10 protein-coding genes and 1 pseudogene are annotated in these 12,546 nt (G+C 68.3%); 2 read left to right on the top strand and 9 right to left on the bottom strand.

Going from position 1 to position 12,546, the window contains the following annotated elements:
* Positions 1–120: 120 nt before the first annotated feature.
* Positions 121–837: a DUF4184 family protein gene (locus AOM45_RS03185; RefSeq protein WP_051783985.1), complete on the bottom strand. Its 717-nt coding sequence runs from the start codon at positions 835–837 to the stop codon at positions 121–123.
* Positions 838–1,035: 198 nt separating this feature from the next.
* Here AOM45_RS03185 and AOM45_RS49100 point away from each other — a divergent pair.
* A pseudogene (locus AOM45_RS49100) lies at positions 1,036–1,458 on the top strand (DedA family protein); the annotation flags it as partial.
* A gap of 20 nt (positions 1,459–1,478) precedes the next feature.
* Here the strand turns inward: AOM45_RS49100 and AOM45_RS03175 are convergent.
* From AOM45_RS03175 to AOM45_RS03150, 6 genes are all read right to left on the bottom strand, one after another.
* Positions 1,479–2,060 (bottom strand): TetR/AcrR family transcriptional regulator, encoded by a 582-nt coding sequence (locus AOM45_RS03175; RefSeq protein ID WP_063757098.1) that lies wholly within the window; start codon positions 2,058–2,060, stop codon positions 1,479–1,481.
* A gap of 110 nt (positions 2,061–2,170) precedes the next feature.
* Positions 2,171–3,277, bottom strand: a complete 1,107-nt coding sequence (locus AOM45_RS03170; protein WP_030469498.1) for an ABC transporter ATP-binding protein — start codon at positions 3,275–3,277, stop codon at positions 2,171–2,173.
* Positions 3,274–4,272, bottom strand: a complete 999-nt coding sequence (locus tag AOM45_RS03165) for an ABC transporter ATP-binding protein (RefSeq protein WP_030469499.1) — start codon at positions 4,270–4,272, stop codon at positions 3,274–3,276. The genes AOM45_RS03170 and AOM45_RS03165 overlap by 4 nt, the downstream gene beginning before the upstream one ends.
* Before the next feature lie 6 nt (positions 4,273–4,278).
* Positions 4,279–5,205, bottom strand: a complete 927-nt coding sequence (locus AOM45_RS03160) for an ABC transporter permease (RefSeq protein WP_051783986.1) — start codon at positions 5,203–5,205, stop codon at positions 4,279–4,281.
* Positions 5,206–5,210: 5 nt separating this feature from the next.
* Positions 5,211–6,215 (bottom strand): ABC transporter permease, encoded by a 1,005-nt coding sequence (locus AOM45_RS03155; RefSeq protein WP_030469501.1) that lies wholly within the window; start codon positions 6,213–6,215, stop codon positions 5,211–5,213.
* Positions 6,216–6,257: 42 nt separating this feature from the next.
* Positions 6,258–7,937, bottom strand: a complete 1,680-nt coding sequence (locus AOM45_RS03150; protein WP_030469502.1) for an ABC transporter substrate-binding protein — start codon at positions 7,935–7,937, stop codon at positions 6,258–6,260.
* 216 nt (positions 7,938–8,153) lie between these two features.
* On the opposite strand from AOM45_RS03150, the gene AOM45_RS03145 reads away from it, so the two are divergent.
* The gene (locus AOM45_RS03145) at positions 8,154–11,432 is read left to right on the top strand and encodes an AfsR/SARP family transcriptional regulator (protein WP_030469503.1); all 3,279 of its coding nucleotides are present in this window, start codon (positions 8,154–8,156) and stop codon (positions 11,430–11,432) included.
* Here AOM45_RS03145 and AOM45_RS03140 read toward each other — a convergent pair.
* Together AOM45_RS03140 and recR are read right to left on the bottom strand one after the other, a co-directional pair.
* Positions 11,411–11,932 carry a uridine kinase family protein gene (locus AOM45_RS03140; protein ID WP_030469504.1) on the bottom strand — a complete coding sequence of 174 codons (522 nt, stop codon included), beginning with the start codon at positions 11,930–11,932 and terminating at the stop codon, positions 11,411–11,413. The two genes, AOM45_RS03145 and AOM45_RS03140, sit on opposite strands and share 22 nt — an antisense overlap.
* Entirely contained in the window at positions 11,929–12,537 is a 609-nt protein-coding gene (recR, locus tag AOM45_RS03135) for a recombination mediator RecR (RefSeq protein WP_030469505.1), read from the bottom strand. Before recR ends, AOM45_RS03140 begins: the two co-directional genes overlap by 4 nt.
* Positions 12,538–12,546: the final 9 nt, after the last annotated feature.

Raw genomic sequence — 12,546 nt, 5'->3', positions numbered from 1 at the left:
GTAAAGAAGCTTTCCTAATTGATTTCGGAGGCTAGTTGTGGCCCAGGACACAGGTCAACGGCGGAACTGGCCGTTGAACGCGTGACAGATCGGAGCTTTACCGGCAGAACCGAGCAGTCATCACGTGTCACGCACTGACTGGTTGAAGCGCCACAGAACGGCGTGCGCGACCAAACCCGCGGCCGCACCCTGGATCAGGCCCAGCAGGAGGCAGCGCACCCAGTCATACGAGCTGACCTGACTGACCGGATCGGACAGTGAAACGACGGCGCCGACCACGGCGGCGAGCCCGATGAAGATCCGGAACTGGTACCGGGAATTCCCGGTGCGTGACGGCCAGTCATGCCCGTTCGAACAGCGGGCAGGGCCGTTCGGAGCAGCCCGGCGCGCTGTCCAGGCGAGCAGCGCCAGGCCTCCGAGGGACGACACGTACCCGACCACGTTGTAGAGGCGGTGCGGTCCGATGACCGACACGTTCAGCCAGTCCCACCGCTGAACGAACCACCCGTCCGTCTGCGTGAAGCCGTCCCACAGCAGATGCGTGAGCACGCCCACCACGATGGACAACGCGCGCACGAACGGCTGACGGAAGCCACCGGGGCGTTGCACGCGGTCCCGCACGAACGTCGGCGCCAACGCCATCAGCGAAGGCAGCATCACCCGTCCGGCCAGCAGCAACACCACCGCGGCGAGGGATCCGCCGAGCACGTCGTGGGTCGGCAGGAACGGCAGGTAGTAGCCCACGTCGGGTGCTACGGCGCCCGCCACGAGCCCTGGGAACCAGAGGTGCCGGCGCAACGGCAGCACGGCGGCCGGATGCGCGAGCGTGAACGGCACGTGACCAGCCTAGGGCCGCAACCGGCAGCCTTTGCCCCGTATTTCGACGTTCAGACGGGTGCATCGCGCCCTGCTGGGCGCCGGAAGACGCGGTGAAGGCTGCCGGTTGCGGCCCTGGATCGACTCCGCCACCTGTGGGCACGCTGAAGAAACACCCAGGTCGGGATTGTTCATCTGCGTCACGTACGTTCACGGATCATGAGCACCACAGCCGCCAGTCTCGTCGTGCTGTTCCTGGTCGCCGTCGTGCCACTGGCACCGACGGAGGCCGTGCTCATCGGCGCCGGTGTCCTGGCTGCGTCCGGTGAGGTTCCGCTGTACCTCGTGGTCGCGGTCGCCGCGGCCGGCTGCCTGATCGCCGACATGATCAACTTTACCGCGGGTCGGCGGATGGGCATGAAGGCCCTCGACAAGGTCAACAAGAACGCCAAGGCGCGGGCCATGGTCGTGTGGACGGCGGACCAGCTCGCGTCCAAGGGCGAGACCATCCTCATCGCGGCGCGGTTCCTGCCCGCGGGTGGGATCGTCGGGGCGTTGCTGGCGGGTGCGCTGAAGTGGCCGCTGCGCAGGTTCGTGCCGGTCGCCGCGGTCGGGTCGACGCTGTGGAGCGTCTACCCCGCCACCGTCGGGTACATCGGCGGTCAGATCATCGACGACGCCTGGCTCGCGATGCTGCTGTCGTTCGCCGTGGCCACGCTCATCTCCATCCCGGTCGGCATGGCGATCCGTGCGCGCAACGCCAGCCGCACCCTCTCGTACGCCGAGGCGTCGTCGTAGAGCACCGCGAACCGGTCCGCGGCGGTCAGGAGGGCGTCGAGCTCGAACGCCAGCTGCGCGTCGCCGGTCAGCCGTTCCAGCAGTGAGAACCAGCGCAGGGTGAAGAGCATGAGCACCTCGCGCACGCGGCCGGGGCGTGCTGCGAACTCGGAGCGCGTCACCACGAAGAAGCAGCCGCCGGGGAACACGCGGCGCTTCGAGTAGTCGAGCCAGCGTTCGCACAGGTCCAGTGCGGTGCCGCCGGCGGTCACGACCTCGCGCGCGAAGATCTCCGCAGCTGTGTGGACGGTCGCGATCTGCAGTTCTTCCTTGGCGCCGAAGTGCGAGAACACCCCGCTCTTGCTCATGCCGAGCTCGACCGCGAGCCGCCCAATCGTGACTCCTTCGAGCCCTTCGACGGACGCGATCTCGGCGGCCCTCAGCAATATCGCCCCGCGACTGTCCACCGCACCACTGAACCGTCACCCACTAGAGCCCCACTCGCCACTGGCGTGAGACACGCGGGAGCCCCGCGTACCCTTTTTCGGTACGCGGGGCTCCCGCGTGAACTTTGAAACTAGGGGTTGAGGGCCTCGGTTACTGAGGCTGGGCCTACCAGAGGGACGTCTGGGGAGATGCCGTCGTCCTCCTCGATCAGGATCGGCTTCACCTCGTGCGGCTGGATCTCGCCGGACTGGATCTGCTCGGCCCAGTGGCACGCCACCTTGTGACCCGGCTTGAGCTCGCGCAGCGCCGGGCGTTCGGTGTCGCACCGGGTCTGCTGCCGCCACGGGCACCGGGTGTGGAACCGGCAGCCGTTCGGCGGGTTCGCGGGCGACGGGAGGTCACCGGCGAGCAGGATCCGTTCGCGCCGGTCCTCGACCACCGGGTCGGGCACCGGGATCGCCGACAGCAGCGCCCGCGTGTACGGGTGCAGCGGCTCGGCGTAGAGGTCCTCGGACGTGGCCTCCTCGACCAGTCCGCCGAGGTACATCACGCCGACCCGGTCGGAGATGTGCTTCACGACGGCGAGGTCGTGCGCGATCACCAGGTAGGTCAGGCCGAACTGCTCCTGCAGCTCTTCCAGCAGGTTCACGACCTGGGCCTGCACCGAGACGTCCAGAGCGGACACCGGCTCGTCGGCGACGATCAGGTCCGGGTTGAGCGCCAGCGCGCGGGCGATGCCGATGCGCTGCCGCTGACCGCCGGAGAACTCGTGCGGGTACTTGCGCAGCGCCGTCGTCGGCAGGCCCACGGCCGACAGCAGCTCGCGGAGCCGCTTCGACGTGGATTCCTTGCCCTCGTCCAGGTCGTGCGCCCGCAGGCCCTCGACCAGGATCGACTCCACGGACTGGCGCGGGTCGAGCGACGACAGCGGGTCCTGGAAGACCATCTGGATCCGGCGCCGCATCTTGCGCAGCTCCTCGCCCTTCAGGGTCGAGAAGTCGTGCCCGTCGAAGACCATCTTCCCGGCCGTGGGCTCGTTCAGCCGCAGCATCGCCCGCCCGAGGGTGGACTTGCCGCAGCCGGACTCGCCGACCAGGCCGTACGTCTCGCCGCGCTTGATCTCCAGGTCGACGCCGTCCACCGCGTAGACGTAGCCGACGGTCTTGTCGAAGAACACGCCCCGCTTGATCGGGAAGTGCACCTTCATGTCCTGGACCGAGACCAGGGTCTCGCTCATACCGGCACCTCCTCGGCGGCGGGAGTTCCCGGCACCACCGGGTTGTGGCAGCGGAGCAGGCGACCCAGCTGGTCCTCTTCCGCGGGCGTGACCTGAACGCAGATGTCCAGCGCGTTCGGGCAGCGGGGTGCGAACGCGCACCCCTCCGACCACGGGATGTTGTCGGCGACGGAACCCTTGATCGGCGTCAGCTTCTCGCCGGGCGCCGCGTCCAGGCGCGGGATCGAGGACAGCAGGCCGTGCGTGTACGGGTGGCGCGGCTCGGCGAAGAGCTTGTGCCGCATGGCCTTCTCGACGACCTTGCCGCCGTACAGCACGTTGACCTCGTCGCACAGGCCCGCGACGACACCCAGGTCGTGGGTGATCATCACGAGTGCGGTGCCGAGGTCCTGCACCAGTTCCTTCATAAGCGACAGGATCTGGGCCTGGATGGTCACGTCCAGCGCCGTCGTCGGCTCGTCCGCGATCAGCAGCTTCGGCCGGCACGCCAGCGCGATCGCGATGAGCGCGCGCTGCCGCATGCCGCCGGAGAGCTGGTGCGGGTACTCCTTGAGCCGGCGGTTCGGGTCAGGGATGCCGACCTTGTCGAGCAGGTTCTTCGCCTCGATCATGGCCTCCTTGCGGGGCATGCCGCGGTGCCGTTCGAGCACCTCGGTGACCTGCAGGCCGATCGGGACGACGGGGTTGAGCGAGGACAGCGGGTCCTGGAAGACCATGCCGAGATCGCGGCCACGACGGTCGCGCATCTCCTTGTCCGAGAGCTTCAGCAGGTCCGTGCCGTCGTAGGAGACGGTGCCGGTGATCTTGGCGCCGCGCTTGGGCAGCAGACCCATGATCGCCAACGATGTCACGGACTTGCCGCAGCCCGACTCGCCGACGAGACCGACCGTCTGGCCGGGCTCGACGTCGAAGCTGACGCCGTCGACCGCGCGGAACGGCTCCTCGCCCTTGCGCTGGAACACGACGGTGAGGTCACGAACTTCGAGCAGTGCCACGACGACTCACCGCCTGTTCTTCGGGTCGAGGGCTTCGCGCAGCGTCTCGCCCATGAGCGTGAAGCCGAGCGCGACGATGATGATGCAGATCGCGGGCCACGCGGCGAGGTGCGGGTGGGTGTCGAACACCTTCTGCACGTCACCGAGCATCTGACCCCACTCCGGCACCCGGTCGTCCGGGTTGCCGAGGCCGAGGAACGACAGCGCCGCCGCCTCGATGATCGCGGTGGCGAGCACCAGGGTGGACTGCACGATCACCGGGCCGAGCGAGTTCGGCAGCATGTGCCGGAACACGATCGCGCCCTTCTTCACGCCGAGCGCCGTCGCCGCCAGCACGTGGTCGCTGTGCCGTTGCGCCAGCATCGAGCCGCGCAGCAACCGGGCGAACACCGGGATCTGCACGATCGCGACCGCGAGGATCACGGTGAACTGGCTGGGCCGCGCGAACATCGCCGCGATCGAGAACGCCAGCAGCAGCGACGGCAGCGAGAGCATGACGTCGACCAGACGCATGACGGCCGAGTCGACCCAACCGCCGATGGCGCCCGCGAGCGTGCCCAGGATCAGGCCGCCGGACAGGCCGATCAGCGTCGCACCGACACCGACGATCAACGTCTGCTGCGAGCCGACCAGCAGTCGCGACAGGAAGTCGCGGCCCTGGAGGTCACCACCGAGCGGGTGGCCCGGCTGAGCGGGCGGGATCTCGTTGCGCGCCTTCACGACCTGGTCGATCAGCATCGGATCGGCCGGGTTGTGCGGGGCGAGCCACGGCGAGAGCAGCGAGATCGCGATGAAGATGCCGATGATCACCGCGCCGGTGAGGAACACCGGACTGCGGCGCAGCCTCTTCCACGCGCTCGCGGCCAGCGAGACGCCCGCAGTCTCGGCGAGACCGTCGATCTTGTCCTTCTTGGAGGAAAGTCCGAGAACCACAGCGCTCACCTCGTCCTGATGCGCGGGTCGATGACCGCGTACGACAGGTCGACCAGCAGGTTGACCACGACGTAGACGATGGTCGCCATGATGATCAGCAACAGCAGCACCGGGTAGTCACGGCGTTCGAACCCGATGGCGAGCGCCTCGCCGACACCGGCGAACGAGAACACCTTCTCGGTGAGCACCGCGCCGGACAGCAGCGCGCCCGTCTGCAGACCGATCGTCGTGACGACCGGAAGCATCGCGTTGCGCAGCACGTGCCGGCGGCGGATCACCGGTGCGGTGAGGCCCTTCGACTCGGCCGTGCGCACGAAGTCCTCGTCGAGCACGTCGAGCACGGCGGCACGGGTGATCCGGAAGATCACCGCGAACGGGATGGTGGCCAGCGCGATCGCGGGCAGGATCAGGTGTTCCAGCGCGTTGAACGTCGCGTCCCACTCACCGGTGATGATGCCGTCGAGCGTGAAGAACCCGGTGACGCGCGTGGCGTCGATGGCGTCCTGACGACCGCTGGACGGCAGGCCGAGCCCGGAGGCCGCCACGTCCTTGAGCACGTAGGCCAGGAAGAACACCGGAACGGCGACGCCGATGAGCGAGCCGACCACGCTGAGGTTGTCGAACCAGCTGCCGCGGCGCTTCGCGGCGAGGTACCCGAGCGGAACGCCGATCGCGATCGCGATCAGGATCGCGAAGAAGCTCAGCTCGAGCGTCGCGGGGAACCGCTGGAGGAAGATGTCGAGCGCCGAGTCACCGGGCTGAACACCGGTGGAGACGCCGAAGTCACCGGTCGCCGCGCGACCGAGGAACTTGAAGTACTGGACCACGATCGGCTGGTCGAGGCCGAGCTGCTTGGTGAGGGCTGCGCGCGACTCCGGCGTAGCGCGTTCTCCCAGGAGGGCCGAAACCGGCCCTCCTGGGAGAAGTCGCAACCACGCGAAGAGCAGCAGCGAGAGCACCAGCACCACGCCGACCAGCTGAATCAGCCGTCGAATCGTGTAGCGGAGCACTTGAGCTACCCCGTTGTTCTCTTGTGGTGGGAGCTAGTCAGCTCAGCCCTTGGAGGCCGGGCCGAACTTCTCGTCGGTCAACGGGCTCGGGACGACACCCTTGATGTCCGACTTCAACACCAGAGCGGGCGGGGAGTGCGAGATCGGGATCGCGGGGAGGTACTCCTCCATGATCCGCTTGTTGATGTCCTCGTACAGCTTGGTGCGCTTGCCCTCGTCCGGCTCGGAGTTGGCCTTCGCCAGGTCCGTCTTCAGCGTGTTGCCCCACGCCGACACACCGGTGTTGAAGCGGTTGTCGGTGCGGCCGAAGAAGGTGCCGACCCAGTTGTGCGCGGTGCCGTTGTCACCGGTCCAGCCGAGCAGGAACAGGTCCGGGATGCTGTTGTCGACGTCGGTCAGGTAGCCGCCGTTCCACGGCTTGGTGACGACCTCGAACGTGATGCCGGCCTTCTCCAGGTCACCGGAGATCGCACCGAAGAGGTCCTTCGGCGACGGCATGTACGGGCGGGTGACCTCGGACGGCCAGTAGAACTTCAGCTTGAGGTTCTCCGCACCGGCCTCCTTCAACAGGGACTTGGCCTTCTCGAGGTCGTAGCCGACGGCCTTGATGTCCTTGTTGTAGCCGTTCACGGTGTCGGGCATGAACTGCGTCGCGACCTTGGCACCCTCGGGCAGCTGCGACTTGACCAGCTGCTCGCGGTTGATCGCGTACATGATCGCCTGGCGGACCTTGAGGTCGGCGAGCTTCGGGTTGTTCTTCTGGTTGATGCCCAGGTAGAACACGTTGAACGCCGGGCGGATCGCGACGTTGAAGCCGTCGGACTTCAGGCCGGCCCAGTCGGCCGCGTTCGGCAGGTCGTAACCGTCGATGTCGCCGGCCTTGAGCGCCTGCTTGCGGGCGGTCTCGTCCGGGATGATCTTGAAGACGATCTTGTCCAGCTTGGCCTTGTTGCCCCAGTAGTCCTCGTTGCGCACGAGTTCCACCGTGTTGTTGGCCTTGTCGTACTTGCCGAACTTGAACGGGCCCGTACCGGTCGGGTGCTCGTTCGCGTAGGCCGGGTAGGTGAACGCGTCACCGGCGGCCACGACGTTGTCGGCGTCGTACTTCTTCAGCGCCTCGGGGCTGGAGATCGAGAACGACGTGAAGCCGAGGACCGACGGGAACTGCGAGGTGACCTCGTTCAGCTCGATGACCGCGGTCTTGGCGTCCTTGGCCGTGCAGGACTTGTACAGCGAGGGCTTGTCCGGCGTGTCCTTGAACCCGCCGAAGTTGTCCAGCCAGTACTGCGAGACGGCGTCGCTCTGCGCGGCACCCTTCTGGTTGTACCAGCGCTCGAAGTTGAAGCAGACGGCCTCGGCGTTGAAGGCGGTGCCGTCGTGGAACTTCACGCCCTCCCGGAGGGTGAAGGTCCACGTCTTGCCATCCGCGCTGGGCTCGTACTTGCTGGCCAGAGCGGGCTCGACCTCGGCGGTACCCGGCTTGAAGCCGACCAGGCCCTCGTACATCTGGCGAGAGACCCGGAAGGTCTCGCCGTCCGTCGCGTAGAACGGGTCGAAGAGCTTCGGCGCGCCTGCGGCACCGAAGGTCAGCGTTCCGCCTTGCTTACCGCCACCACCGGAGTCGCGCTGGGATTGCGCGCAACCGGACAGGGCCAGCGCGCTGACGCTGAGGAAGCCGATCGCGGCGACCCAACGGCGGCGAGCCGTTACTGAGTGGACCATCAAACACCCCTTGGACAATCCGCACATCTCACGGTGTGGTCGCCGACCATAACCGTTGTTCATGACCCCTCCGGGTCAACTCAGGTCACGATCCGGCCACTAGACCAGGCATTCTGATACGTCTGGCGCATGCCCGCTGACCCAACGTGAGCACGGCAGATGCGTCGAACGCTCTCCTAGGCTGTAGAAACGACAACGACACGCGGAGGAGGTCGTATGAACAGGCAGGTCGAGTTCCGCGTGCTCGGCCCCCTCCAGGTCCTCATCGACTCCGAACCACTGCTCGTCCGCGCGGGTCGCCAGCGAGCGCTGCTGGTGTCGTTGTTGCTGCGTGCGGGCACTTCGGTGTCCGTGGACGAGCTCGCCGGGAACGTGTGGGGCGACGAGCCTCCTGCCCGCGCGAGAGCCACTCTTCAGACGTACGTGATGCGTCTCAGACAGCTCCTCGGGCCGTCGGTGCCCATCCGGACCGTCCCGGACGGCTACCTGATCGACGTCGACGAGAAGTCCATCGACCTGATGCGCTTCGAGCCGTTGATCGAACAGGGCGAGCAGGAGCGCGCCGCCGGGAACCTGCAGGCCGCCTCGGCCGCGTTCGCCGCCGCCCTGGGGCTCTGGCGAGGCCCGGCGCTGGTCGACGTGCCGTCGGAGATCCTGCACCGCGACGAGGTGCCGCGCCTCGACGAACGTCGTCTGCACGTGCTGGAACGCCGGGTCGAGGTCGATCTCGAACTGGGCCGCCACGGCGAGCTCGTCGCGGAGCTGTCCCGGCTGACCAGCGAATATCCGTTGCGCGAGCGGTTCTGGGCGCAGCTCATGGTGGCGCTGTACCGCTCCGGCCGGCAGAGCGAGGCGCTGGCCGCCTACCAGCGGGTTTCCCGGTTGCTGGGGGACGAGCTGGGCATCGATCCCGGCGACGAGCTGCGGCGCGTGCACAGCCAGGTGCTGTCCGGGTCGATCGACGCGGTGGCCGCGGCGTCGTCCGGTGCGCCGGTCGTGGCCGCGAAGCCCGAACGGGTCGTGCCGTCGCAGCTGCCCGCCGACATCCCGGACTTCGTCGGCCGCGACGAGGCGGTTTCCCTGATCGTCGCGCTGCTGCGGACCGCGCAGGGCGTGCCGGTCGTGACGCTGGCCGGACCGCCGGGCGTGGGCAAGACGGCGCTGGCCGTCCACGCCGCGCACCGGATGCGGGCGGACTTCCCGGACGGTCAGCTGTACGTCAACCTGCGCGGGTACGCTCCCGGCCCGCCGCTGAGCGCCGTCGACGTGCTGCCGCGGTTCCTGCGCGCGCTGGGGACCGAGCCGGACCAGGTGCCGCTCGACCAGGACGAGCAGGAGGCGATGTTCCGGTCGACGCTGACCGGCCAGCGCGTGCTGCTGCTGCTCGACAACGCGTCGTCGGCCGAGCAGATCCGGCCGCTGCTGCCCGGCTCGCCGGGGTGCGCGGTGCTGGTGACCTCGCGGGACACGCTGCGCGGTCTGGCCGTCTCGCACGCGGCGTCGAACGTGCGGCTCGACGTGCTCGACTGGAGCGAGACGCAGTCACTCCTCGCAGGCATTTTGGGTGCGGACGAAGTCGCGTCCCAGGAGGACGCCGCGCTCGAGCTGGCCAAGCTGTGCGCGCATCTGCCATTGGCTTTGCGTATCGCTGCCGCGAACCTGGTGTCACGCCCCGAACTGTCCATTGCGGACTACGTGGAGGAGCTCCGCGCGGGCAACCGGCTGGCGGCACTCGCGGTCGAGGGCGACGAGCGGGTCGCGGTGCACGCGGCGTTCGACCTGTCCTACACGGCGCTGAAACCCGAGCTGGCGCACATGTTCCGGTTGCTGTCGCTGGTGCCGGGCACGGACTTCACCCCCGAGATGGCGGCGGCGCTGTCCGGACTGACCACACAGGACGCTCGCCGTCGGCTGGACCGCCTGGCGACGGCGAACCTGATCGCGAACCACGCGCCGTCCCGCTACCAGTTCCACGACCTGCTGCGCGACTACGCGGCCGAACGTCTGGCCTTCGAGGACGGTCGCGCAGACTCCAGGCTGGCGCTGCGGCGGTTGCTGGACTGGGCGGTGCGCTCGGTCGACAACGCCACGTCGGCGATGAAGTCGACGCTGTTCCGCTTCCCGCGCCCGACCCCGCTCGACGGCGTGCTGCCGCGGACGTTCAGCAGCTCCACCGAGGCGCTGACGTGGCTCGACGTCGAACGCGCCAACCTCGTGGCCCTGGTGGCGCACGCCGTGGAACGCGATCCCGAGAACTCGCCGTGGCAGCTGGCCGACGCCCTGCGCGGCTACTTCTACACGCAGGGCCTGACCGCGGAGTGGCGCGAGACGGCGAAGGCGGGCCTGCTCGGCGCCCGCGCGCCGCGCGACGAGCTCGGCCAGCTCGCGATGCTGTCGTCGCTGGGCACGCTCTACTGGGTGACGGGCCAGCACCGCAACGCCCTGGGCTACTACCAGCAGGCCATCGCCCTGCAGGAGCACATCGACCTGCCGGAGGCCGAGGCGGCGGTGCTGTCCAACGCGGGCAGCGTCAACATCGACCTCGGCGAGCTGGAACACGCCGCCGATCACCTCGAACGCGCCCTGGTGATCACCCGCCGGATCGGCGCGTTCCAGGTCCAGGCCAACGCGCTGTTCAACCTCGGCGGCGTCTACATGCAGCTGGGCCAGCTCGACCGCGCGGCGTCGACGTTCGAGGAGGCCCTGGAGGTCGGCACGCGCCTCGACTCGTGGATCACCCAGGCCAACTCGATGCGCGCGCTGGGCGAGGTGCACGCGTGGCGCGGCGAGCCCGACCTCGGCGCCTCCTACTTCGCGCAGGCGAGCGAGCTGTACGAACGCGCGGCCGCCCGCAACTTCGGCCACACCATGCACGAGGGCATGGCCATCACGCTGATCATGCGCGGCCGGTACGAGGAAGCCGCGGTCGAGGCGTCGGCCGCGATGCAGATCGCCCAGGACCTCGACAACGCCAAGAGCGTCTGCGACGCGATGAACCTGCTCGGCCGTGCCCTGGAGGGCGCCGGCCGCTTCGAGGACGCCGTCGAGCAGTTCTCGTCGGCGCTGACGATCGCCGTGGAGACCGGCTACTCGTGGGGCATCTGCTCGGCGCGACGCGGTCTGGCGGCCTCGTACCGGGGCAGCGGCCGGTACGAGGAAGCGATGTCGATGGCCACCTCGGCGCTGGTCGAGGCGGGCCGTTCGCAGTTCCGCCTGGCCGAGATGGAGGTGCTGCTCGTGCTCGGGCGCATCCACCTCGACACCTCGGACGCCTCCGGTGCCCTGGAATGCGCGTTGCGCGCGGCCTCGGTCGGCTCGGACTCCGGCCACCGCTGGGTGTTCGGACGCGCCCTCCTGCTGGCCGGCGACGCGTACGGCGCGCTGGGCGACATCGACGCGGCCCGGACGCACTGGTCGTCCGCGTTGGAGGTGTTGAGCGCGATCGGAACGCCGGAGGCCTCGGTCGTCCGCGCTCAGCTCGAGGTGACGACGTAGTCCGCTCTGGCCTTCGTCTCGTCGACCGCGAACCAGCCTCGTTCGTACTGCTGCCAACGGATGAAGTGTTCTCTTTCGTTCTCACCGTCTCGTGCGACGGCGCGTTCCAGGCGGGTTGCTTCGTCTCCGTGGTCGACGAAGATCGCCAGGCTCAGCCTTGTGGCGTTTGCTTTCCTGGCTGACGAGAAGCCTTCCAGGATGATGGTCCCTTGTGGACTGATCGTGACCTCGTTGCCTTCTGCTACGCACGGAAAGCCTTGGGACCAGTCGGTTTTGCGGTAGCGACCAGGTTTGCCGTTTGCGACGTCGTCGAGGGCCTGGGTGAGCCGCGGCCACCACCGCGTCGTCGGGTCGTCCCACGTCGCGAAGTGGTCGGTGCTGATCAGCTGGGCGTTCAGCTGCTCGGCGAGGTCCCTGGCGAACGTCGACTTGCCTGCGCCGGACGGGCCGTCCACCGCGACCAGGCGGGTGGTGCCCAGCCGCGGTGGAGCGTTGGTCACATGCTCCGGCGACCAGATAGCGCACGCCCCAGGGTGAGCTCGTCCGCGAACTCCAGGTCGCCACCCATCGGCAGACCGCTGGCCAGCCGAGTGACGGTGAGCCCCGGGAAGTCCCTGAGCATCCGGACCAGGTAGGTGGCCGTGGCCTCGCCCTCGGTGTTGGGATCCGTGGCGATGATGACCTCGGAGATGTCCACGCCGTCGGTCGTCGTGCCGATCCGGTTCAGCAGCTGCCGGATGCGGAGCTGGTCCGGCCCGACACCGCTCAACGGATCGAGCGCGCCGCCCAGGACGTGGTAGCGCCCCTTGAACTCCCTGGTGCGCTCGATGGCCTGGACGTCCTTCGGCTCCTCGACCACGCAGACCAGGCTGAGGTCCCGCTTGGGGTCTCGGCAGATGCGGCACCTGGTCTCGGCGGACACGTTGCCGCAGACGTCGCAGAAGACGACGCCTTCCTTGACCTTCTGGAGCGCGTGCTGGAGCCGCTCGATGTCAGCCGGTTCCGTTGCCAGGAGGTGGAAGGCGATGCGCTGGGCGCTCTTGGGGCCCACGCCTGGGAGTCTGCCCAGTTCGTCGATCAGGTCCTGTACCGGGCCCTCGTACATCTCTCTGCC

Origin of the sequence: Lentzea aerocolonigenes (assembly GCF_000974445.1) — a bacterium.
Lineage (GTDB): Bacteria > Actinomycetota > Actinomycetes > Mycobacteriales > Pseudonocardiaceae > Lentzea > Lentzea aerocolonigenes.
The sequence above is the reverse complement of the archived record's forward strand: the minus strand, read 5'-3'. Positions and strand labels throughout refer to the sequence as shown.